The organism is Streptomyces sp. NPDC006602 (genome assembly GCF_042870385.1).
Taxonomy (GTDB): domain Bacteria; phylum Actinomycetota; class Actinomycetes; order Streptomycetales; family Streptomycetaceae; genus Streptomyces.
Genome location: NZ_JBIAHG010000049.1, coordinates 1 through 23,276, shown reverse-complemented (window position 1 = coordinate 23,276; position 23,276 = coordinate 1). Strand labels below are relative to the sequence as shown.

The following is a 23,276-nucleotide window of genomic DNA, read 5'->3' as shown; positions in this document are numbered from 1 at the left end:
CCCACCACCCCACAGAGAACAGACAAGAACATTCCGTGCCACCGCGACACGGAGTTGCCCGAAACCTCGCCGAGGCGTCCCGCAGCGTTCGGGAACACTTCACTTGACGCCCATGGCCGGCTCCCCCGCACCGCAAGGCGTTCCGGCCCTCCCCCGCACACCGGTCGCCCCGCCCCCTTGTCACACTCCCCGACCCGACTTCATGATCGCGCCCATGTACAAGCGAAGGCGCATACTCGGCACCACTCTCGGAGCAGCCCTGGCCACCGCCCTGCTCCCGGGCATCTCCCTGGTCCTCGGCTCGCCGCTCCTGGAGCTGCTCCTCCCCGTCGCGGTCTTCCTCATCGTGAACCAGCTGATCCACGCCTATCCCAGCAGCGTCCGAGGCGCTCCCCCGATCGCCCTGCTGACCCTCGGCGCGATCGGCGTCCTCCAGGACACGCTGATCTGGATCCTCGTCTCATGGATCGGCTCGTGGATGGATTACGGCATCCACGTCGACGGCTTCCTGGCCGCCCTGCTCGGCGGCGTCATCGTCCGGGCGACCGTCCTCGTATGCCTGGCACTCGGCCCGCAACCGGTGCCAGAAGTCTCATAAAGGCCCAACAGAAGCCTCGTAGGGGCCCCGAACACAGCGAAGAGGCCCGCACGACCGAAGTCGTACGGGCCTCTTGAGGAGCTCAGCCCAAGCTGGAGCTACCCGGTCAAGCCCAAGATCACTTCGTGATCTTGGTGACCTGGCCGGCGCCCACGGTCCGGCCACCCTCACGGATGGCGAACTTCAGGCCCTCTTCCATGGCGACGGGCTGGATGAGCTCCACCTTCATCTCGGTGTTGTCACCCGGCATGACCATCTCGGTGCCCTCGGGGAGGGTCACGACGCCGGTCACGTCCGTCGTACGGAAGTAGAACTGCGGACGGTAGTTGTTGAAGAACGGCGTGTGGCGGCCACCCTCGTCCTTGGAGAGGATGTAGGCCTGCGCCTCGAACTCGGTGTGCGGGGTGACCGAGCCCGGCTTGATGATGACCTGGCCGCGCTCGACGTCCTCGCGCTTGATGCCACGAAGCAGCAGACCGACGTTCTCACCGGCCTGGCCCTCGTCGAGCAGCTTCCGGAACATCTCGATGCCGGTGACCGTGGTGGTGGTCTTCTCCTGCTTGATACCGATGATGTCCACGGTCTCGTTGACCTTCAGGACACCGCGCTCGATACGGCCGGTGACGACCGTACCGCGGCCGGTGATCGTGAAGACGTCCTCGATCGGCATCAGGAACGGCTTGTCGACGTCACGCTCGGGAGTCGGGATCGACTCGTCGACGGCGGCCATCAGGTCCAGGACCGACTGGCCCCACTCCTTGTCGCCCTCGAGCGCCTTGAGCGCCGAGACCTTGACGACCGGCAGGTCGTCGCCCGGGAACTCGTACTCGGAGAGGAGCTCACGGACCTCGAGCTCGACGAGCTCCATGATCTCCTCGTCGTCCACCATGTCGGCCTTGTTCAGCGCGACGACGATGTACGGGACGCCGACCTGGCGGGCCAGGAGCACGTGCTCCTTGGTCTGCGGCATCGGGCCGTCGGTGGCGGCGACCACGAGGATGGCGCCGTCCATCTGGGCAGCACCCGTGATCATGTTCTTGATGTAGTCCGCGTGACCGGGGCAGTCGACGTGGGCGTAGTGACGCGTCTCGGTCTGGTACTCGACGTGCGCGATCGAGATGGTGATACCGCGCTGGCGCTCCTCAGGAGCCTTGTCGATCTGGTCGAAGGCCGAGGCCTCGTTCAGGTCCGGGTACGCGTCGTGCAGCACCTTGGTAATGGCGGCCGTGAGGGTCGTCTTACCGTGGTCGATGTGACCGATGGTGCCGATGTTGACGTGCGGCTTAGTCCGCTCGAACTTCGCCTTCGCCACTGGGGTCCTCCTGTGGAGTGGTTCTGGTACGCCTTACTTCATCGGCGCCAGGTGATCTTTGCTGGATGGCCCGGATCCCCGGGGCATTCCCTCCGCATTGCGGCGGAATGCCCCGCGAGGCTCCGGAGTCAAGCCTACGGCGTGTGAACGGAGTGCGTTACTCGCCCTTGGCCTTCGCGATGATCTCCTCGGCGACGTTCCGCGGAACCTCGGCGTAGGAGTCGAACTGCATCGAGTAGCTTGCGCGACCCGAGGTCTTGCTGCGGAGGTCTCCGACGTAGCCGAACATCTCCGAGAGGGGCACGAGGCCCTTCACGACACGGGCACCGGCCCGCTCCTCCATGGCCTGGATCTGACCACGGCGGGAGTTGATGTCGCCGATGACGTCACCCATGTAGTCCTCGGGCGTGGTGACCTCGACGGCCATCATCGGCTCGAGCAGCACGGGGCTGGCCTTCCGCGCGGCCTCCTTGAACGCCTGCGAACCGGCGATCTTGAACGCGAGCTCGGAGGAGTCCACCTCGTGGTAGGCACCGTCGAGAAGCGTGACGCGAACGCCCGTCATCTCGTACCCGGCGAGGATGCCGAACTGCATGGCCTCCTGCGCACCGGCGTCGACCGAAGGGATGTACTCCTTCGGGATGCGACCACCGGTCACCTTGTTCACGAACTCGTACGAGGTGTCGCCACCCTCGAGCGGCTCGATCGCGATCTGCACCTTGGCGAACTGACCGGTACCACCGGTCTGCTTCTTGTGGGTGTAGTCCACGCGCTCGACGGCCTTGCGGATCGTCTCACGGTAGGCGACCTGCGGCTTACCAACGTTGGCCTCGACCTTGAACTCACGGCGCATACGGTCGACCAGCACCTCGAGGTGCAGCTCGCCCATGCCACCGATGATGGTCTGGCCGGTCTCTTCGTTGGTGTGGACCTGGAAGGACGGGTCCTCCTCGGCCAGGCGCTGGATCGCGACGCCCAGCTTCTCCTGGTCACCCTTCGACTTGGGCTCGATGGCGACCTGGATGACCGGCGCCGGGAAGTCCATGGACTCCAGGATCACCGGCTGCTTGTCGTCGCACAGCGTCTCACCGGTCGTGGTCTGCTTCAGACCCATCACGGCGACGATGTCGCCGGCGCCCACCGCCGCGATCTCCTCACGCTTGTTCGCGTGCATGCGGTAGATCTTGCCGATGCGCTCCTTCTTGCCCTTGACGGAGTTCAGCACGGCGGTGCCAGTCTCCAGGCGGCCCGAGTAGACCCGGACGAAGGTGAGCTTGCCCAGGTGCGGGTCGCTCATGATCTTGAACGCGAGCGCGGACAGCGGCTCGTCCTCGGACGGCTTGCGCTTGACGACCAGCTCGGGGTCCTTCACGTCGTGGCCCTCGATGGCCTCGACGTCGAGCGGGGTCGGCAGGTAGCGCACGACCGCGTCGAGCAGGGGCTGGACGCCCTTGTTCTTGAACGCGGTGCCACAGAACACCGGGGTGACCGTGATGTCGTTGGACTTGCCGGACGCGATGGTGATGCGACGGATCGCGGCGTACAGCTGCTCCTCGGTGGGCTCCACGCCCTCCAGGTACAGCTCCATGATCTCTTCGTCGTTCTCGGCGACGCCCTCGATCAGCTTGCCGCGGTACTCCTCGGCAGCCTCGGTGTGCGTGGCCGGGATGTCGACGACGTCGTACATCTCGCCCTTGGCGGCCTCGGCGGACCACACGAGCGCCTTCATGCGGACCAGGTCCACGACGCCCTTGAAGTCGGCCTCGGCACCGATCGGAAGCTGCATGACGAGCGGCTGGGCGCCCAGGCGGTCCGAGATCATGTCCACGCAGCGGTGGAACTCGGCGCCGGTACGGTCCAGCTTGTTCACGAAGCAGATGCGGGGCACGCCGTATCGGTCGGCCTGACGCCACACCGTCTCGGACTGCGGCTCGACACCGGCGACACCGTCGAACACCGTCACGGCACCGTCGAGCACACGCAGGGAACGCTCTACCTCGACGGTGAAGTCGACGTGACCCGGGGTGTCGATGATGTTGATGGTGTAGTCGTTGTCCTCAAGCGGCCAGTGACAGGTGGTCGCAGCAGACGTGATCGTGATGCCACGCTCCTGCTCCTGCTCCATCCAGTCCATCGTGGCGGCGCCGTCGTGGACCTCACCGATCTTGTACGAAACGCCGGTGTAGAACAGGATCCGCTCGGTGGTGGTCGTCTTGCCCGCGTCGATGTGGGCCATGATCCCGATGTTTCGGACCCTGGCCAGGTCAAGTGAAGTGGTAGCCATAAGGCTTTCGTCTTCTCTCGGTCTCGATGTGGGTAGCGACTACCAGCGGTAGTGCGCGAAGGCCTTGTTGGACTCGGCCATCTTGTGGGTGTCCTCGCGCTTCTTCACAGCGGCACCAAGGCCGTTGGACGCGTCGAGAAGTTCGTTGAGCAGACGCTCGGTCATGGTCTTCTCGCGACGGGCGCGGGAGTAACCGACCAGCCAGCGCAGCGCGAGCGTGTTGGCGCGACCGGGCTTGACCTCGATCGGAACCTGGTACGTCGCACCACCGACACGGCGGGACTTGACCTCGAGGGTCGGCTTGATGTTCTCCAGTGCGCGCTTCAGCGTGATGACCGGGTCATTGCTGGTCTTCTCGCGCAGGCCCTCCATGGCGCCGTACACGATGCGCTCGGCGGTGGAGCGCTTGCCGTTCAGCAGCACCTTGTTGATGAGGGAGGTCACCAGAGGAGAACCGTAGACCGGGTCGATGATGACCGGGCGCTTCGGGGCGGGGCCCTTACGAGGCATTTCTACTTCTCCTTCTTGGCGCCGTAGCGGCTGCGGGCCTGCTTGCGGTTCTTGACACCCTGGGTGTCGAGCGAACCGCGGATGATCTTGTAGCGAACACCGGGCAGGTCCTTCACACGACCGCCACGCACGAGCACGATGGAGTGCTCCTGCAGGTTGTGTCCCTCACCCGGAATGTAAGCGGTGACCTCGATCCCGCTGGTCAGACGCACACGCGCGACCTTACGCAGGGCCGAGTTCGGCTTCTTCGGGGTGGTCGTGAACACACGCGTGCAGACGCCACGACGCTGAGGAGAACCCTCGAGTGCGGGCGTCTTGTTCTTCTCGACCTTGTCCTGCCGGCCCTTGCGGACCAGCTGCTGGATCGTAGGCACTACTTCTCCGGTTTCTGTGTGCCGAATGGTGAAGCTAACCTGGAACGTCGCCGACCCACGCGGTCGGGTGTGTCGAATGCTGCAGACCCCCGCCGCGAGGCAGAAAGAGCGCAGATTACGGTGGCCAGTGACGGCTCCCTATGTGCGGTTCAAGGCACGCACGAGAGCCAGGGCACACCCCAGGCACAAGGTCTGAGCGTACCTAGCTCATACGCTGCGGTCAAAACAAATGGGGTCCACCCGCATACCCAAGCGATGCATGTCATACCCGTGCACCGTCCGTGATCTTCGAATCGTCGATCCGCGGTATTCCCCGAAGGCAATTCCCGATCTTCGAAACGCGGCTTCACAGAAGCCGTACACGCCGCTCTCCGCGCCTCAGCCGGTCGCGAGGGCCACCGCGAACAGCAGTGCCACTACGACGGCCCAGACGGCGGTGGACAGCCAGCCGAACACCAGCCCGGTCAACGCGAGTCCGTCGCCGCCCTCTCCCGTGCGCTGGATCTCCGCGCGTGCCGCATGGCCCAGGACCACCGCCGGGATGCCCGTGAGCCCGAACGTGGCCAGACAGAGCACCCCGCACAGCGCCGAGCCGACCGCCTTCCCGTTCATCCGCGGCCGCGGACGCGGCAGAAACGTCCCCGGCACGGCCAGGGCGCCCGCCGACTGCGGCACCGGCCCCTGAGGCAGGTCCGCGACCACCAACGCCAGCTCCGCCACCGTACGGGCCGCGTAGGCACGCGCCACCCGCCGATCGAACTCGGCCTTCTCCAGCCGCCCCTCGCCGTAGCCCGCTCTGAGCACGTCCACGGCCCGCTCCCGGTCGGCGTGCGAGGCGAGCATCGACGGGCCGGTGCCCCTGCCAGGGCTGCGGAACGCCCTCTCCGGGCCGCCAGGGTTGCCACGACGGATTCGACACCGAACACCTCCCGAACCCCGAGGTCCTTCCATGATGCGCCGAACCGGCATTTCCAGCACAGAACGCGTCGCCGGACACGCCGAAGGGCGGCCACCCCCGAGAGGGTGACCGCCCTTCGACTCAAGCGGACGCTCGCTTACTGGTTGTACGGACCGTAGTCGTAGTCCTCCAGCGGAACGGCCTGGCCGGAGCCCGTGCCGAACGGCGAGTAGTCGATGTCGTCGTAGCCGACGGCCGAGTACATCGCGGCCTTGGCCTCCTCGGTCGGCTCGACCCGGATGTTGCGGTAGCGGGACAGACCCGTACCGGCCGGGATGAGCTTACCGATGATGACGTTCTCCTTGAGGCCGATCAGGGAGTCGGACTTGGCGTTGATCGCCGCGTCCGTCAGGACCCTGGTCGTCTCCTGGAAGGACGCCGCCGACAGCCACGACTCGGTCGCCAGCGAGGCCTTGGTGATACCCATCAGCTGCGGACGACCGGAGGCCGGGTGACCGCCCTCCTGGACCACACGACGGTTCTCGGTCTCGAACTTCGAGCGCTCGACCAGCTCGCCGGGCAGCAGCTCGGCGTCGCCGGACTCGATGATCGTCACACGGCGCAGCATCTGCCGGATGATGATCTCGATGTGCTTGTCGTGGATCGACACACCCTGCGAGTTGTAGACCTTCTGGACCTCGCCGACCAGGTGGACCTGGACGGCGCGCTGGCCCAGGATGCGCAGCACGTCGTGCGGGTTGGTGGCACCCACGGTGAGCTTCTGGCCCACCTCGACGTGCTCGCCCTCGCTGACCAGGAGTCGGGCACGCTTGGAGATCGGGAACGCCGTCTCGTCGCTGCCGTCGTCCGGGGTGACGACGATCTTCTTGGTCTTCTCGGTCTCCTCGATCCGCACGCGGCCCTGGGCCTCGGAGATCGGGGCGACACCCTTGGGCGTACGAGCCTCGAAGAGCTCGACGACACGGGGCAGACCCTGGGTGATGTCGTCACCGGCCACACCACCGGTGTGGAAGGTACGCATCGTCAGCTGGGTACCGGGCTCACCGATGGACTGGGCGGCGATGATGCCGACCGCCTCACCGATGTCGACCAGCTTGCCGGTGGCCAGCGAACGGCCGTAGCACATGGCGCAGGTACCGACGTGCGACTCGCAGGTCAGGATCGAACGGGTCTTGACCTCCTCGACACCGTGGCGCACCAACTGGTCGATGAGGACATCGCCGAGGTCGACGTTGGCCGGCGCGATCACCTTGCCGTCGATGACGACGTCCTCGGCGAGCATGCGGGCGTAGACGCTGGTCTCGACGTCTTCCGTCTTGCGCAGCACACCATCGGCGTCGCGGTTGGCGATCCGCAGCTTCAGACCGCGCTCGGTGCCGCAGTCCTCCTCGCGGATGATGACGTCCTGCGAGACGTCCACCAGACGACGGGTCAGGTAACCCGAGTCGGCGGTACGCAGGGCGGTGTCCGCCAGACCCTTACGGGCACCGTGCGTGGAGATGAAGTACTCCAGCACGGACAGGCCCTCACGGAAGGACGCCTTGATCGGACGCGGGATGGTCTCGTTCTTCGCGTTCGACACCAGACCGCGCATACCGGCGATCTGCCGCATCTGCATCATGTTTCCTCGGGCACCCGAGTCAACCATCATGAAGATGGGGTTCGTCTTGGGGAAGTTCGCGTTCATCGCCTCGGCGACCTCGTTGGTCGCCTTGGTCCAGATCGCGATGAGCTCCTGCGTGCGCTCTTCCTTGGTGATCAGACCGCGCTCGTACTGCTTCTGGACCTTCTCGTCCAGCGCCTCGTAGCCCTTGACGATCTCCTTCTTCGCCTCGGGAACGACGACGTCGGAGATGGCCACGGTGACACCGGAACGGGTCGCCCAGAAGAAGCCGGCCGCCTTCAGGTTGTCGAGCGTCGCCGCCACGATGACCTTGGGGTAGCGCTCGGCGAGGTCGTTGACGATCTCGGAGAGCTGCTTCTTGCCCACCGAGTAGTCGACGAACGGGTAGTCCTCGGGCAGCAGCTCGTTGAAGAGCGCGCGGCCCAGGGTCGTCCGCAGCCGGAACGAGTCACCCTGCTGCCACTCGGGCTCGCCCTCCTCGCGCACCGGCGGCGTCCAGCCACGCGGCGGGATGGTGCCCACCGGGAAGCGGATGTCGATCGGCGACTGGAGCGCGAGCTCGCCGGCGTCGAACGCCATGATCGCCTCGGCCGTGGAGCCGAAGGACCGGCCCTCGCCCTTGGTGTCACGCAGTTCGCCGTCGGTGGTGAGGAAGAACAGACCGAGGACCATGTCCTGGGTCGGCATCGTCACCGGACGGCCGTCGGCGGGCTTGAGGATGTTGTTCGAGGACAGCATCAGGATGCGGGCCTCGGCCTGCGCCTCCGCGGACAGCGGAAGGTGCACGGCCATCTGGTCACCGTCGAAGTCCGCGTTGAACGCGGTGCAGACGAGCGGGTGGATCTGGATGGCCTTGCCCTCGACCAGCTGCGGCTCGAAGGCCTGGATGCCGAGGCGGTGCAGGGTGGGCGCACGGTTCAGCAGAACCGGGTGCTCGGCGATGACCTCTTCGAGGACGTCGTACACGACCGTGCGGCCGCGCTCGACCATCCGCTTGGCGCTCTTGATGTTCTGCGCGTGGTTCAGGTCGACCAGGCGCTTCATCACGAACGGCTTGAAGAGTTCCAGCGCCATCGCCTTCGGCAGACCGCACTGGTGCAGCTTCAGCTGCGGACCGACGACGATCACGGAACGCGCGGAGTAGTCGACTCGCTTGCCGAGCAGGTTCTGACGGAAGCGGCCCTGCTTGCCCTTGAGCATGTCGGACAGCGACTTCAGCGGACGGTTGCCGGGGCCCGTGACCGGGCGACCACGACGGCCGTTGTCGAAGAGCGCGTCGACGGCCTCCTGAAGCATGCGCTTCTCGTTGTTCACGATGATCTCGGGCGCGCCGAGGTCGAGAAGCCGCTTCAGGCGGTTGTTGCGGTTGATCACACGGCGGTACAGGTCGTTCAGGTCGGAGGTCGCGAAGCGGCCACCGTCCAGCTGCACCATCGGGCGAAGGTCCGGCGGAATGACCGGGACGCAGTCGAGGACCATGCCCTTGGGGCTGTTGGAGGTCTGCAGGAAGGCAGACACGACCTTCAGCCGCTTCAGGGCACGGGTCTTCTTCTGGCCCTTGCCGGTACGGATGATCTCGCGAAGCCGCTCGGCCTCTTCGTCCAGGTCGAAGGACTCCAGGCGCTTCTGCAGCGCCGCGGCACCCATCGAACCGTCGAAGTACGTGCCGAAGCGGTCACGCAGCTCGCGGTAGAGCAGCTCGTCACCCTCGAGGTCCTGGACCTTGAGGTTCTTGAACCGGGTCCACACCTCGTCGAGACGGTCGATCTCGCGCTGCGCACGGTCACGCAGCTGCTTCATCTCCCGCTCGGCACCTTCGCGCACCTTGCGGCGCACGTCGGCCTTGGCACCCTCGGCCTCGAGCTCGGCCAGGTCGGTCTCGAGCTTCTTGGCGCGGGCCTCCAGGTCGGCGTCCCGGCGGTTCTCGATCTGCTGCCGCTCGACGGAGACGTGCGCCTCCAGGGAGGGCAGGTCGCGGGTGCGGCGCTCCTCGTCGACGAACGTGATCATGTACGCCGCGAAGTAGATGACCTTCTCCAGGTCCTTCGGGGCGAGGTCGAGCAGGTAGCCGAGGCGCGACGGAACACCCTTGAAGTACCAGATGTGCGTGACGGGCGCGGCGAGCTCGATGTGGCCCATCCGCTCACGACGCACCTTGGCGCGCGTGACCTCCACGCCACAGCGCTCACAGATGATGCCCTTGAAGCGGACGCGCTTGTACTTGCCGCAGTAGCACTCCCAGTCCCGGGTCGGACCGAAGATCTTCTCGCAGAAGAGTCCGTCCTTCTCGGGCTTGAGCGTGCGGTAGTTGATGGTCTCGGGCTTCTTGACCTCGCCGTGGCTCCACTGACGGATGTCGTCAGCGGTGGCCAGACCGATCCGGAGCTCGTCGAAGAAGTTGACGTCGAGCACTATGCGTCAATCCCTCTCAGGGTTGTAAGTCATGGGGTCTGATACGGGGGTCCTGGGGCCGGAGGCCTTCATGGTGAAGGCCTCCGAACTCCCGTCAGACCTCTTCGACGCTGCTCGGCTCACGCCGGGACAGGTCGATGCCAAGCTCCTCCGCAGCGCGGAAGACGTCCTCATCGGTGTCGCGCATCTCGATGGACATGCCGTCCGAGGACAGCACCTCCACGTTGAGGCACAGGGACTGCATCTCCTTGATGAGCACCTTGAAGGACTCGGGGATGCCGGGCTCGGGAATGTTCTCGCCCTTGACGATGGCCTCGTAGACCTTCACACGGCCGGTGACGTCGTCGGACTTGATGGTCAGCAGCTCCTGGAGGGCGTACGCGGCGCCATAAGCCTCCAGCGCCCACACCTCCATCTCACCGAAGCGCTGGCCACCGAACTGGGCCTTACCACCCAGCGGCTGCTGGGTGATCATCGAGTACGGACCGGTCGACCGGGCGTGCAGCTTGTCGTCGACCAGGTGGTGGAGCTTGAGGATGTACATGTAGCCGACCGAGATCGGCTCCGGGAACGGCTCGCCGGAGCGGCCGTCGAACATCCTCGCCTTGCCGGACGGGAGGACCAGACGGTCCCCGTCACGGTTCGGGATGGTGTGCTGGAGCAGACCGGTCAGTTCGTCCTCGCGGGCGCCGTCGAACACCGGGGTCGCGACGTTCGTGCCGGGGTCGACCTGGTCGGCGCCGATCACCTGGAGCCGCTGCGCCCAGTCCTCCGCGAGGCCGGAGACGTCCCAGCCGCGGCTGGCGAGCCAGCCGAGGTGGATCTCCAGCACCTGTCCCGGGTTCATTCGGGACGGCACACCCAGCGGGTTCAGGATGATGTCGACCGGCGTCCCGTCCTCGAGGAACGGCATGTCCTCGATGGGCAGGATCTTGGAGATGACACCCTTGTTGCCGTGTCGGCCGGCGAGCTTGTCACCGTCCGTGATCTTGCGCTTCTGCGCCACGTAGACGCGAACCAGCTGGTTCACACCCGGCGGCAGCTCGTCGCCCTCTTCACGGTCGAAGACGCGGACGCCGATGACCTTGCCGATCTCGCCGTGCGGCACCTTCAGCGAGGTGTCGCGCACCTCGCGCGCCTTCTCACCGAAGATCGCGCGGAGCAGGCGCTCCTCAGGGGTCAGCTCGGTCTCACCCTTGGGCGTGACCTTGCCGACCAGGATGTCGCCGGCGACGACCTCGGCACCGATGCGGATGATGCCGCGCTCGTCGAGGTCGGCGAGGACCTCCTCGGAGACGTTCGGGATGTCCCGGGTGATCTCCTCGGGGCCGAGCTTGGTGTCACGGGCGTCGACCTCGTGCTCCTCGATGTGGATCGAGGAGAGGACGTCGTCCTGCACGAGGCGCTGCGACAGGATGATCGCGTCCTCGTAGTTGTGACCCTCCCACGGCATGAACGCCACGAGCAGGTTCTTGCCCAGCGCCATCTCGCCGTTCTCGGTGGCCGGACCGTCGGCCAGGACCTGGCCGTCGATGATCCGGTCGCCCTCGTTGACGATGACCTTCTGGTTGACCGAGGTGCCCTGGTTGGAGCGGGCGAACTTGGCCAGGCGGTACGTGATGTACGTGCCGTCGTCGTTGGCGGTGGTGATGTAGTCCGCGGAGACCTCCTGGACCACACCCGCCTTCTCGGCCTTGACCACGTCGCCGGCGTCGACCGCGGAGCGGTACTCCATGCCGGTGCCGACGAGCGGGGACTCGGACTTGATGAGCGGCACGGCCTGACGCATCATGTTCGCGCCCATGAGGGCACGGTTGGCGTCGTCGTGCTCGAGGAACGGGATCATGGCGGTCGCGACCGACACCATCTGGCGCGGCGAGACGTCCATGTAGTCCACGTCGTCACCGGGGACGTAGTCGACCTCGCCGCCACGGCGGCGGACCAGGACGCGGTTCTCGGTGAAGCGCATGTCGTCATTGAGCGTGGCGTTGGCCTGCGCGATGACGAATCGGTCCTCTTCGTCGGCCGTGAGGTAGTCGACGTCGTCGGTGACGACACCGCCGGTGACCTTGCGGTACGGCGTCTCCACGAAACCGAACGCGTTGACGCGGCCGTAGGAGGCGAGCGAGCCGATCAGACCGATGTTCGGGCCTTCAGGGGTCTCGATCGGGCACATGCGGCCGTAGTGGGACGGGTGCACGTCACGGACCTCGAAGCCGGCCCGCTCACGGGAGAGACCACCCGGGCCGAGCGCCGACAGACGGCGCTTGTGGGTGAGACCCGACAGCGGGTTGTTCTGGTCCATGAACTGCGACAGCTGGCTGGTGCCGAAGAACTCCTTGATGGAGGCGACGACCGGCCGGATGTTGATCAGGGTCTGCGGCGTGATCGCCTCGACGTCCTGAGTCGTCATGCGCTCGCGGACGACTCGCTCCATACGCGCCAGACCCGTACGGACCTGGTTCTGGATGAGCTCGCCGACGCTACGCAGACGACGGTTGCCGAAGTGGTCGATGTCGTCGGTCTCGACGACGATCGTCGTGCCGTTGTCAGCGGCCGTCTCGGTCTCGCCGGCGTGCAGCTTCACCAGGTACTTGATCGTCGAGATGACGTCCTCGACGGTCAGGACACCCGCGTTCAGCGGAGCGTCCCCACCCAGCTTCTTGTTGACCTTGTAGCGGCCGACCTTGGCCAGGTCGTAGCGCTTGGGGTTGAAGTAGAGGTTCTCGAGCAGGGTCTGCGCGGCCTCACGCGTCGGGGGCTCGCCCGGACGCAGCTTGCGGTAGATGTCCAGCAGCGCGTCGTCCTGGCCCTGGGTGTGGTCCTTCTCCAGGGTGGCGCGCATGGACTCGTACTCGCCGAACTCCTCGAGGATCTGCTCGGTGGTCCAGCCGAGAGCCTTGAGCAGGACGGTGACGGACTGCTTGCGCTTGCGGTCGATGCGCACACCGACCATGTCGCGCTTGTCGATCTCCATCTCCAGCCAGGCACCCCGGGACGGGATGATCTTGGCGGAGAAGATGTCCTTGTCGGACGTCTTGTCGATCGAGGAGTCGAAGTAGACGCCGGGCGAGCGGACCAGCTGCGACACCACGACACGCTCGGTGCCGTTGATGACGAAGGTGCCCTTGCCGGTCATGAGCGGGAAGTCGCCCATGAAGACGGTCTGGGACTTGATCTCGCCGGTCTCGTTGTTGGTGAACTCGGCGGTGACGAAGAGCGGGGCCGCGTACGTGAAGTCGCGGTCCTTGCACTCGTCGATGCTGTTCTTAGGCGGCTCGAAACGGTGGTCGCGGAACGTCAGCGACATCGACCCGGAGAAGTCCTCGATCGGAGAGATCTCCTCGAAGATCTCCTCCAGACCGGACTTGGTGGGGACGTCCTGACCGGACTCCAGAGCCGCCTCGACACGAGCCTTCCACGCGTCGTTGCCGAGCAGCCAGTCGAAGCTCTCGGTTTGCAGCGCAAGAAGGTTCGGAACCTCGAGGGGCTCCTTGATCTTTGCAAAGGAGATGCGCAGCGGGGCGGTGCTGGCGCCGTTGTTCGTATTCGCGGTCGAGGCAGTGCGCGAGGCGGCCAAGAGGGGGTCCTTCCGAGGGCTCGGACTCACTACGCGCGTACCGGTCCCTCTCCCGGACACAGAGACAGACGGTTCCTTCTCCGGCTCAATGGGGCCAGGTCAGATTCGGTCTGATCGTCGGTGCTCAAGCGAGGGTATGCCCCTGGTGACGGGCAGGAGGCAGCTAACAGGCAGCGCAAAGGGTCAGTGTAGCCATTTGGCACACTGATGTCCAGTCCGGGTTTTTGAAGACCCTCGTTGTTCTCAACACCTTCGGCAAGCCCACGTCCTCAACGCACGTTGATACTGCCCTCTTCGTCGCCGATCCATGCCTCGGATTCGGATCCTTGTGACGACGCGTCCTGAGAATTGCGCGCTGCGTGCGGTTCGTCAAGGCCCTCCTTGCCCGAACCGGGTGCCGCGCTCGTCACGTGCTGCCTGCACCGGGGGCGCTCGGAGGCACGACGAAGATCACCATACTCCGCACGAACACCGGTGCAAGGCAGCCGCCGCCCGGCTCCCCGAACGCCGAAGAGCGACCACCCAGATGGATGATCGCTCTTCGGTGCGTCAGCGTTACAGCCCTCTCAGAGGCGCTGTGTCAGCTAGCAGGTGAGTCCGAGGACTCCGTGGGTCACTTGACCTCGACGGAGGCGCCGGCGCCCTTGAGGGACTCGGCGGCCTTCTCCGCGGCCTCCTTGGCGACCTTCTCGAGAACGGGCTTCGGGGCGCCGTCCACGAGGTCCTTGGCCTCCTTGAGGCCCAGGGAGGTCAGCTCACGCACGACCTTGATGACCTGGATCTTCTTCTCGCCGGCGCCGGTGAGGATGACGTCGAACTCGTCCTGCTCCTCAGCGGCCTCGACCGGGGCGCCGGGGGCGGCGGGGCCGGCAACGGCGACCGCGGCGGCGGCGGTGACGTCGAACTTCTCCTCGAAGGCCTTCACGAACTCGGAGAGCTCGATGAGGGTCATCTCCTCGAACTGCGCGAGCAGGTCTTCCTGGCTGAGCTTCGCCATGATGGGCGATCCTTCCACTTTTTCGGCTGGTGCCGGGATGTACATGTCTGGCGGGCGTACGTTCGGCCCGCTACGACCGCTGCTTCAGGCGTGCCTTCAGGCGGCGGTCATTTCGCGAGCCGAATTACTCGGCACCGCCCTGCTCGTCCTGCTTGGCGCGAAGAGCGTCCACGGTGCGGACGAGCTTCGACGGAAGCGCCTGGAAGAGCTGCGCAGCCTGAGACTGCTTGCCCTTGAAGGCACCCGCCAGCTTGGAGAGCAGAACCTCGCGGGACTCGAGGTCCGCAAGCTTCTTGATCTCGTCGGCGGACAGCGCCTTGCCGTCAAGGACACCGCCCTTGATGACGAGGTTCGGGTTGTCCTTGGCGAAGTCACGAAGACCCTTCGCCGACTCCACCGGGTCACCGGTGACGAAGGCAACTGCCGTCGGACCGTTGAACAGGTCGTCGAGCGTCGAGATCCCGGCCTCGTTGGCCGCAATCTTGGTCAGCGTGTTCTTCACCACGGCGTACTGGGCGTTCTCACCGAGCGAACGACGCAGCGTCTTGAGCTGCGCCACGGTGAGACCCCGGTACTCGGTCAGCACGGCGGCGTTCGAGCTGCGGAACTGCTCCGCGAGCTCGGCCACCGCGGCAGCCTTGTCGGGCCTTGCCATAGAGCGTCGGCCTCCTTCCGGGTGATGACGACCGCTCAGAAGGGGCTGGGACAAACGAAACGCCCCGGCGCAGGCGCACGGGGCGTAGCTCGACCGACATTCGCAACGCGAGCAGCGAAGTCCGGGAGCACATCCACATTCACCTGCGCGGGTCGTCCGCAGTTCAGCGGATCCTTCGGCCACCGCACCCTCTTACGAGCACACGGCAACGACCAGCGGTCTTTGGCTTCTTCAGGAGAGTACGCGACCGGATCGCCGTCGAGCAAATCCGGTCGTACGGGGCTCGGCTCGCAGCGTCATCAATGTCCCCGGGATCCCGAGTTCAGGGGGTGCCTGCGGCCCCGCCCTGCTTCTTCAGGAGCTCCTTGAAGTCCTCGGTGTCGCCGGCCGGAGGCTTCCGTACGGAGACCCGCACGCCGTAGTCGCTGTAGTACGCGGTCTGGGTGAGCTCGCCGGTGGCCATCCGGCCCTTCTCCACCTTCTTGACAAGCAGGTCCTGGTCGTCGACCCAGATGTCGACGGTCTGCCTGGTCACCCCGGCCCCTTCGAGCTGCTGTCTCAGCTCCGCGTCGGCGACGTCGCTCACCTCGACCGTGCCGGAGTAGTGCGTGGTGGCCTGTCCGCTCACCCTCTCCATACCGACCTTGCGCACGTCCTGGGAGTCGAGGAGCAGCTTCACCGACTGGTTCGGCGTGGTGTTGCGTATCTGGTCCGCGAAGTTCGCGCCACCGCCGCCGAGGGCCTCGAGATCCTCGTAGACGTACTTGAGCCAGTGCTTGCCGCCGGCCTTCTCGGCGAACGGGTCGCCCATCCGCGCGTAGTAGGCGTCGGACAGATAGCGGGCCTCCATCGACGTGATGCCGAGGCCCCGCATCGTGTCGGCCGTCGTGCCGCCCGTGTAGGTGATGGTCAGGGTGCCGGTGAGCACGCTGCCCCAGTCGAGGGCTCCCTCGGCCGCCACGGACAGCTGGGTGCCCATGACCGTCGTGGAGCGCACCCTGGCCGACTCGGCCCGGTCGGTGGACCGCTCGGCCAGGCGCAGGGCCGGGAGGAACGCGGAGGTCGCCGCGCGGTCCCTCTCCGGCTTCGAGGAGGTGCAGGCGGTCAGCACCGTCAGCGCGGCCGCCACCGCGACCGAGCAGGCGCCGCGACGCCCCGTCCTGCACTTCATACGGTCCCCCTGTGCCGTTGCCCTGTGCGCACGCTAACCCAGGGCACGACCCCCTCACACAGGAACGGGCCCCGCACCGTGAAGGTGCGGGGCCCGTCGCCGACTGGGCGATCCGGCAGGCTCGGCCTGATCAGACAGCAGCCGGGTCCTCCTCGACGAGGAGGTTGCGAGTGCGGTTCGGGTCGAGCGGAACGCCGGGGCCGATCGTGGTGCTGATCGCGGCCTTCTTGATGTAGCGACCCTTGGCGGCGGACGGCTTCAGACGAAGGATCTCGTCCAGGGCCGCGCCGTAGTTCTCCACCAGCTTGGTGTCGTCGAAGGACACCTTGCCGATGATGAAGTGCAGGTTCGAGTGCTTGTCGACGCGGAACTCGATCTTGCCGCCCTTGATCTCGTTGACGGCCTTGACCACGTCCGGCGTGACGGTGCCGGTCTTGGGGTTCGGCATGAGACCACGGGGACCGAGCACGCGGCCGAGGCGGCCGACCTTGCCCATGAGGTCCGGGGTGGCGACGACGGCATCGAAGTCCAGACGGCCCTTCGACACCTCGTCGATCAGCTCGTCGGAGCCGACGATGTCGGCGCCCGCGGCGAGTGCGGCCTCGGCACGGTCACCGGTCGCGAAGACCAGGACCCGGGCGGTCTTACCGGTGCCGTGCGGGAGGTTCACGGTGCCACGGACCATCTGGTCGGCCTTGCGCGGGTCGACACCCAGACGGAAGGCGACCTCGACGGTGCCGTCGAACTTGCTGGTGGAGGTCTCCTTGGCGAGACGGACGGCCTCGAGCGGGGCGTAGAACTTGTCCCGGTCGATCTTGGCGTCCGCAGCGCGGAGAGACTTGCTGCGCTTGCTCACTACTGCTCCTGAGTGTTCTTGAGGAGTCGTGGTGCGGGCCGAGCAGGCCCTGCCACTACTGCTGGGAGATGGGGGCTCAGCCCTCGACCGTGACGCCCATGGAACGCGCGGTACCGGCGATGATCTTCGCGGCGGCGTCCAGGTCGTTGGCGTTGAGGTCGGGAAGCTTGGTCGTGGCGATCTCGCGGACCTGCGCCTGGGTGATCTTGGCGACCTTGGTCTTGTGCGGCTCGCCGGAGCCCTTCTCGATGCCCGCGGCCTTGAGGATCATCTTGGCGGCCGGCGGCGTCTTGGTGATGAAGGTGAAGGAGCGGTCCTCGTAGACCGTGATCTCCACCGGGATCACCCAGCCACGCTGCGACTCGGTCGCGGCGTTGTACGCCTTGCAGAACTCCATGATGTTGACGCCGTGCTGACCCAGCGCGGGGCCGACCGGCGGAGCCGGGTTGGCGGCACCGGCCTGGATCTGGAGCTTGATGAGCCCCGTGACCTTCTTCTTCTTGGGAGGCATTCCGGGTCCTCTGTCTTTTCTGTCAGTTTCCTGATGCCCGAGGGCAACCGCACAACCCTAACGGGTATCTCTGCGCGGCTAAAAACCGAGCAGGTCAGACAGGCTGCGTAAGCCGTCTGACCTGAACGGTGGCTTTGTCGCCGAAGGCGTTAGTTCTTCTGGATCTGGTCGAAGGAGAGCTCGACCGGCGTCTCGCGGCCGAAGATCTCGACGAGGCCCTTGACCTTCTTCGAGTCGGGGTTGATCTCGTTGATGGTCGCCTGCAGCGTGGCGAACGGGCCGTCGGTGACGGTGACCGAGTCGCCGACCTCGAAGTCCAGCACCTGGACCTCGACCTTGCGCTGCGGAGCCGGCTTGCCCTCGGCCTCGGCGGCCTCGCGGGCCGCCTTCTCCTCGGCCTCGGGGGCGAGCATCTTGACGATCTCGTCCAGGGTCAGCGGGTACGGGTCGTAGGCGTTGCCCACGAAGCCGGTGACGCCGGGTGTGTTGCGGACGACACCCCAGGACTCGTTCGTCAGGTCCATGCGCACCAGCACATAGCCGGGAAGCTTGTTCTGGCGGATGGTCTTGCGCTCGCCGTTCTTGATCTGCGCGACCTCTTCCTGCGGCACCTCGGCCTGGAAGATGAAGTCCTCGACGTTCAGCGAGACGGCTCGCTGCTCGAGGTTGGTCTTCACGCGGTTCTCGTAACCGGCGTACGTGTGGATGACGTACCACTCGCCGGGGAGGGTGCGCAGTTCCTCGCGCAGGGCGGCGACGGGGTCGACCGGCTCGGCCGGCTCCTCCTCGACGTCCTCTTCCTCTTCGGCGACGGCCTCGTCGGAGGACTCTTCGGCGGCGGACTCGTCCGTGACGGTCTCGTCCTCGTCCTCGACGTGTACGGCGGCTTCCTCGGCGGGCTCACCAGCGTCGGCGTCGGCAGCCTCGACCTCGTCCAGATCCTCGTCCGCGCCCTCGACGATGTCGAGTTCGTCTTCCACGGACTCGTCCGGCTCGACGGCCTCGTTCAGGTTCGGGTCAGACACGGTGGCTGCTTCTTCCTGGATACATGGGGGTGGAACACGCGAAAGGGGCGCCGGTGACGGCGCCCTTCGCTCTTGGCTCAGCCAAAGACGTACTTGGCGGCGTGGTCGAGCCCATAGTCAATCACGGTGACCAGGCCGATCATGATGACGACGAAGACGATCACAACGGTCGTGTACGTCGTCAGCTGGTTGCGCGTAGGCCATACGACCTTGCGAAGCTCAGCGACAATCTGACGATAGAAGAGAGCGAGGCGCTTCAGCGGGCCCTTCTTGGCACGCTTGCCGCCCTTACGAGTCTTCTTCTTGGACTCCGGCGCCTCGTCCTCGGCATCAGGCATGTCGATGGAGCCCACGGCGTCCGTCACTCGTCCTCACCTGATTCCGGGTCGTGGCCGTGCCGCGCCCGGTCTGAGCCGCACGGCGGTGCATTGCTGTACGTACATGCGCACACATCCTGGCGAAGGAGTGTGTAGCAGGGCCGGAGGGACTTGAACCCCCAACCGCTGGTTTTGGAGACCAGTGCTCTACCAATTGAGCTACGACCCTTTGCGTGTTCCCCAACGTACCGCATCCGACCGAGTGCTCGGTGTGCACCGGCTGAGCGCAGGCTGCTGAAGCCCAACGAGGTGAGAGTGTACGTGTTCTGTGGCCCCTCGTCGAACAGAAAGTGCCCGTGGGGGCCCTGCCGACGGAAGAACGGCGGAAGATCGGCTGCTGATCACCCTGGCCGTGGCTGTGATCCGGACGGGTGTTCAGGGGTTTGCCCGCACATGTTCAGTCTGTGAAACCCGCGTGCCGGGGTCGTTTCCGGTCTGAAACGATGGGCCCCATGAGCCCTGCAACCCCTCCCACCGAGCGCCGGGTCTCCGCCCGAGTCGGCGCGATCTCCGAGTCCGCCACTCTCGCCGTGGACGCCAAGGCCAAGGCCCTGAAGGCCGCCGGGCGGCCGGTGATCGGCTTCGGCGCCGGTGAGCCCGACTTCCCGACCCCGGACTACATCGTCGAGGCGGCCATCGAGGCCTGCAAGAACCCGAAGTACCACCGATACACGCCGGCCGGTGGTCTGCCCGAGCTGAAGGCCGCGATCGCCGCGAAGACACTGCGCGACTCGAACTACGAGGTCGACCCGTCGCAGATCCTCGTCACCAACGGTGGCAAGCAGGCCATCTACGAGGCCTTCGCCGCGATCCTCGACCCGGGCGACGAGGTCATCGTCCCGGCGCCGTACTGGACGACGTACCCGGAGTCGATCCGGCTGGCCGGCGGTGTCCCGGTCGACGTCGTCGCGGACGAGACGACCGGCTACCGCGTCAGTGTGGAGCAGTTGGAGGCGGCCCGCACCGAGAGGACGAAGGTCGTCCTCTTCGTGTCCCCTTCCAACCCGACCGGCGCGGTCTACAGCGCCGAGGACGCCGAGGCGATCGGCCGCTGGGCCGTCGAGCACGGCCTGTGGGTGATGACGGACGAGATCTACGAGCACCTGGTCTACGGCGACGCGACGTTCACGTCGCTGCCGGCGATCCTGCCGGAGCTGCGCGACAAGTGCATTGTCGTCAACGGTGTTGCGAAGACGTACGCCATGACGGGCTGGCGGGTCGGCTGGATCATCGGCCCGAAGGACGTCGTGAAGGCGGCGACGAACCTCCAGTCGCACGCCACGTCGAACGTGTCGAACGTGGCGCAGGTCGCGGCGCTGGCCGCGGTGTCGGGTGGACTGGACGCCGTCGCGGCGATGCGGGAGGCATTCGACCGCCGTCGCAGGACGATCGTGCGGATGCTCAACGAGATCGACGGCGTGGTCTGCCCCGAGCCCGAGGGCGCCTTCTACGCCTACCCGTCGGTGAAGGGCCTGCTCGGCAAGGAGATCCGCGGCAGGCGCCCGCAGGACACGGTCGAGCTGGCCGCGCTGATCCTGGAGGAGGTCGAGGTCGCGGTCGTGCCGGGCGAGGCCTTTGGCACGCCGGGCTATCTGCGGCTGTCGTACGCCCTGGGTGACGAGGACCTCGTCGAGGGCGTCTCGCGGATCCAGAAGCTGCTGGCCGAGGCTCGGGACTGAGTTACCGAGTTCGTCGCAGGGCGGGCACCTCCGGATTTCCGGAGGTGCCCGCCCTGTTTGTTTGTGCGAGCAAGACCACTAAAGGGGAAAGCGCTACCGGGACGGCAGGGACGTACGGCAGGATCCTGGGATGGAGCGTGTACGTGATGTCTCTGAGCTGCCGAAAGCCCATCTGCACCTGCACTTCACCGGTTCGATGCGGCCCAGTACCGTGCTGGAACTGGCCGACAAGTACGGCGTGCGCCTGCCCGAGGCGCTGAGCGAGGCCCTGACCAGCGGGGAGCCGCCCAAACTGCGGGCGACGGACGAGCGGGGCTGGTTCCGCTTCCAGCGCCTGTACGACGCGGCCCGCTCGTGCCTCAGAGAGCCCGAGGACATCCGGCGCCTGGTGCGGGAGGCCGCGGAGGAGGACGTCAAGGACGGCTCGGGTTGGCTGGAGATCCAGGTCGACCCGACGTCGTACGCCCCGAAGTTGGGCGGACTGATCCCGGCCCTCGAGGTCATCCTGGACGCCGTCGAGACCACCTCGCGGGAGACCGGGCTGGGCATGCGCGTCCTGGTCGCCGCGAACCGTATGAAGCACCCGCTGGACGCGCGTACGCTGGCCCGCCTCGCGGTGCGGTACGCCGACCGGGGGGTGGTCGGCTTCGGGCTGTCCAACGACGAACGCCGGGGCATGGCGAGGGACTTCGACCGTGCCTTCGCCATCGCGCGGGAGGGCGGTCTGCTGTCGGCGCCGCACGGGGGCGAGCTGACGGGACCGTATTCGGTGCGGGACTGTCTGGACGACCTGCACGCGAACCGGCTCGGTCACGGTGTTCGGGCGGCGGAGGATCCGCGCCTGTTGAAGCGTCTCGCGGAGCGGGGCGTGACCTGTGAGGTGTGCCCGGCGTCCAATGTCGCCCTGGGCGTCTACGAGAAGCCTGAGGACGTGCCGTTGCGGACGTTGTTCGAGGCGGGTGTGCCGATGGCGCTGGGTGCCGACGATCCTCTGCTCTTCGGCTCTCGTCTTGCCGCCCAGTACGAGATCGCTCGTCGGCACCACGCCTTCACGGACGAGGAGCTGGCGGAACTGGCCCGTCAGTCCATTCGTGGCTCGGCGGCGCCTGCGGACACGAAGGGGAAGCTGTTGGCGGGGGTGGACGCGTGGCTGGCAGCCTAGGGGGCGTGGCCCTTACAAACTGACGCCGACCGTCACTGGTTCGTTGACCAGGGTGATCCCGAAGGCGTCCCGGACGCCGGTGACCACCTCGCGGGCCAGCGTGAGGAGATCCTCGGTGGTCGCCGTGCCCCGGTTGGTGAGGGCGAGGGTGTGCTTGGTGGAGATGCGGGCCGGGCCGGTGCCGTAGCCCTTGGTGAAGCCCGCCTTGTCGATCAGCCAGGCGGCGGAGGTCTTGGTGCGGCCCTCCCCCGCCGGGTACGCGGGTGGCTGCACTCCGTCGCCCAGGCGCTCGCGCACGCGCGCGTGGAAGGCTTCGAACTCCTCCTGGGTGAGGATCGGGTTCGTGAAGAAGGACCCGGCCGACCAGGTGTCGTGGTCATCGGGGTCCAGGACCATGCCCTTGCCGGAGCGCAGCTTCAGGACGGTCTCGCGGGCGTCCGCGAGGGGAACGCGGTCGCCGGGTTCCACACCGAGGGCGCGGGCCGTCTCGGCGTACTTGACCGGACCGGACAGTCCGTCGGCGTCCTCCAGCTCGAAGCGGACGCGCAGGACGACGTAACGCTCAGGGGCGGCCTTGAAGCGGCTGTGGCGGTACGAGAAGGCGCAGTCCGCGTTCGGGATCGTGACCGTCTCGCGGGTGGTCCGGTCGTAGGCGATCACCTCGGTGATCGTCGAGGAGACCTCCTGGCCGTACGCCCCCACGTTCTGGATGGGCGTCGCGCCCACGGAGCCGGGGATGCCGGCCAGGCACTCGATGCCGGCGAGCCCAGCCGCCACGGTGCGGGCTACGGCGTCGGTCCACACCTCGCCGGCGGCCAGCTCCAGCCTGGTGCCGTCGAGGGCGAAGCCCTTCGTGGCGATGACCAGCGCGGTGCCCGCGAAGCCCTTGTCTCCGATGACCAGGTTCGATCCGCCCCCGATGACCAGCAGGGGCGTGCCGCTGTCGTCGGCCTCACGGACGGCGGCGATCACCTCGGCGTCGGTCGTCGCGATGACCAGGCGGGTCGCGGGACCGCCCAGCCGGAAGGTGGTCAACGGGGCGAGGGGGGCATCGTGGAGTTCCTGCACGCGCCCAAGAGTACGAGACGGGGCTGACAGCTTCGGTGGGGTGCGGGTTTCGCCTGCGGGTGGGGGTGGGTCGGGGGGGGGGGGGGGGGGGGGGGGGGGGGGGGGGGGGGGGGGGGGGGGGGGGGGGGGGGGGGGGGGGGGGGGGGGGGGGGGGGGGGGGGG

At 66.7% G+C, this 23,276-nt stretch carries 18 protein-coding genes and 1 tRNA gene; 3 read left to right on the top strand and 16 right to left on the bottom strand.

Annotation, left to right across the window (positions count from 1 at the left end):
- The first annotated feature begins 214 nt into the window (after nt 1-214).
- Nucleotides 215-598 (top strand): hypothetical protein, encoded by a 384-nt coding sequence (locus ACFYO2_RS45550; RefSeq protein WP_388362320.1) that lies wholly within the window; start codon nt 215-217, stop codon nt 596-598.
- A gap of 118 nt (nt 599-716) precedes the next feature.
- Here ACFYO2_RS45550 and tuf read toward each other — a convergent pair whose 3' ends face one another.
- From tuf to ACFYO2_RS45475, 15 genes are all read right to left on the bottom strand, one after another.
- A complete protein-coding gene (gene tuf / locus ACFYO2_RS45545; RefSeq protein ID WP_388362317.1) occupies nt 717-1,910 on the bottom strand; it encodes an elongation factor Tu in 1,194 nt (397 codons plus the stop codon).
- Between the two features lie 157 nt (nt 1,911-2,067).
- On the bottom strand, nt 2,068-4,194 hold the full coding sequence (fusA, locus tag ACFYO2_RS45540) for an elongation factor G (protein WP_388362315.1): 2,127 nt from the start codon (nt 4,192-4,194) through the stop codon (nt 2,068-2,070).
- A gap of 39 nt (nt 4,195-4,233) precedes the next feature.
- Nucleotides 4,234-4,704 (bottom strand): 30S ribosomal protein S7, encoded by a 471-nt coding sequence (gene rpsG / locus ACFYO2_RS45535; RefSeq protein WP_005481264.1) that lies wholly within the window; start codon nt 4,702-4,704, stop codon nt 4,234-4,236.
- 2 nt (nt 4,705-4,706) lie between these two features.
- Complete coding sequence (gene rpsL, locus ACFYO2_RS45530; RefSeq protein ID WP_003948652.1) at nt 4,707-5,078, bottom strand: 30S ribosomal protein S12; 372 nt, start codon at nt 5,076-5,078, stop codon at nt 4,707-4,709.
- Between the two features lie 378 nt (nt 5,079-5,456).
- Nucleotides 5,457-5,921, bottom strand: coding sequence for a DUF1707 and DUF4190 domain-containing protein (locus ACFYO2_RS45525; RefSeq protein WP_388362311.1), 465 nt, complete (start codon nt 5,919-5,921; stop codon nt 5,457-5,459).
- 212 nt (nt 5,922-6,133) lie between these two features.
- Entirely contained in the window at nt 6,134-10,033 is a 3,900-nt protein-coding gene (locus ACFYO2_RS45520) for a DNA-directed RNA polymerase subunit beta' (RefSeq protein ID WP_388362308.1), read from the bottom strand.
- Nucleotides 10,034-10,127: 94 nt separating this feature from the next.
- A complete protein-coding gene (gene rpoB, locus ACFYO2_RS45515) occupies nt 10,128-13,613 on the bottom strand; it encodes a DNA-directed RNA polymerase subunit beta (RefSeq protein ID WP_388362306.1) in 3,486 nt (1,161 codons plus the stop codon).
- A 613-nt stretch (nt 13,614-14,226) separates the two neighbouring features.
- Nucleotides 14,227-14,610, bottom strand: coding sequence for a 50S ribosomal protein L7/L12 (rplL, locus tag ACFYO2_RS45510; protein WP_388362303.1), 384 nt, complete (start codon nt 14,608-14,610; stop codon nt 14,227-14,229).
- 124 nt (nt 14,611-14,734) lie between these two features.
- Nucleotides 14,735-15,265 (bottom strand): 50S ribosomal protein L10, encoded by a 531-nt coding sequence (rplJ, locus tag ACFYO2_RS45505; RefSeq protein WP_388362300.1) that lies wholly within the window; start codon nt 15,263-15,265, stop codon nt 14,735-14,737.
- 322 nt (nt 15,266-15,587) lie between these two features.
- The gene (locus ACFYO2_RS45500; protein WP_388362298.1) at nt 15,588-16,436 is read right to left on the bottom strand and encodes a hypothetical protein; all 849 of its coding nucleotides are present in this window, start codon (nt 16,434-16,436) and stop codon (nt 15,588-15,590) included.
- A gap of 130 nt (nt 16,437-16,566) precedes the next feature.
- Nucleotides 16,567-17,292 (bottom strand): 50S ribosomal protein L1, encoded by a 726-nt coding sequence (rplA, locus tag ACFYO2_RS45495; RefSeq protein ID WP_388362295.1) that lies wholly within the window; start codon nt 17,290-17,292, stop codon nt 16,567-16,569.
- Nucleotides 17,293-17,368: 76 nt separating this feature from the next.
- Nucleotides 17,369-17,803 carry a 50S ribosomal protein L11 gene (rplK, locus tag ACFYO2_RS45490; protein WP_020135826.1) on the bottom strand — a complete coding sequence of 145 codons (435 nt, stop codon included), beginning with the start codon at nt 17,801-17,803 and terminating at the stop codon, nt 17,369-17,371.
- Nucleotides 17,804-17,952: 149 nt separating this feature from the next.
- Nucleotides 17,953-18,828 (bottom strand): transcription termination/antitermination protein NusG, encoded by an 876-nt coding sequence (gene nusG / locus ACFYO2_RS45485; RefSeq protein WP_388362290.1) that lies wholly within the window; start codon nt 18,826-18,828, stop codon nt 17,953-17,955.
- Nucleotides 18,829-18,905: 77 nt separating this feature from the next.
- Nucleotides 18,906-19,193 (bottom strand): preprotein translocase subunit SecE, encoded by a 288-nt coding sequence (gene secE, locus ACFYO2_RS45480; protein ID WP_388362287.1) that lies wholly within the window; start codon nt 19,191-19,193, stop codon nt 18,906-18,908.
- Nucleotides 19,194-19,301: 108 nt separating this feature from the next.
- Nucleotides 19,302-19,374, bottom strand: a tRNA-Trp gene (locus tag ACFYO2_RS45475).
- Nucleotides 19,375-19,657: 283 nt separating this feature from the next.
- Here ACFYO2_RS45475 and ACFYO2_RS45470 point away from each other — a divergent pair.
- Complete coding sequence (locus ACFYO2_RS45470; protein ID WP_388362284.1) at nt 19,658-20,884, top strand: pyridoxal phosphate-dependent aminotransferase; 1,227 nt, start codon at nt 19,658-19,660, stop codon at nt 20,882-20,884.
- 130 nt (nt 20,885-21,014) lie between these two features.
- A complete protein-coding gene (locus tag ACFYO2_RS45465; RefSeq protein WP_388362281.1) occupies nt 21,015-22,046 on the top strand; it encodes an adenosine deaminase in 1,032 nt (343 codons plus the stop codon).
- A 12-nt stretch (nt 22,047-22,058) separates the two neighbouring features.
- Here ACFYO2_RS45465 and ACFYO2_RS45460 read toward each other — a convergent pair whose 3' ends face one another.
- On the bottom strand, nt 22,059-23,114 hold the full coding sequence (locus ACFYO2_RS45460) for a UDP-N-acetylmuramate dehydrogenase (protein WP_388362279.1): 1,056 nt from the start codon (nt 23,112-23,114) through the stop codon (nt 22,059-22,061).
- Nucleotides 23,115-23,276: the final 162 nt, after the last annotated feature.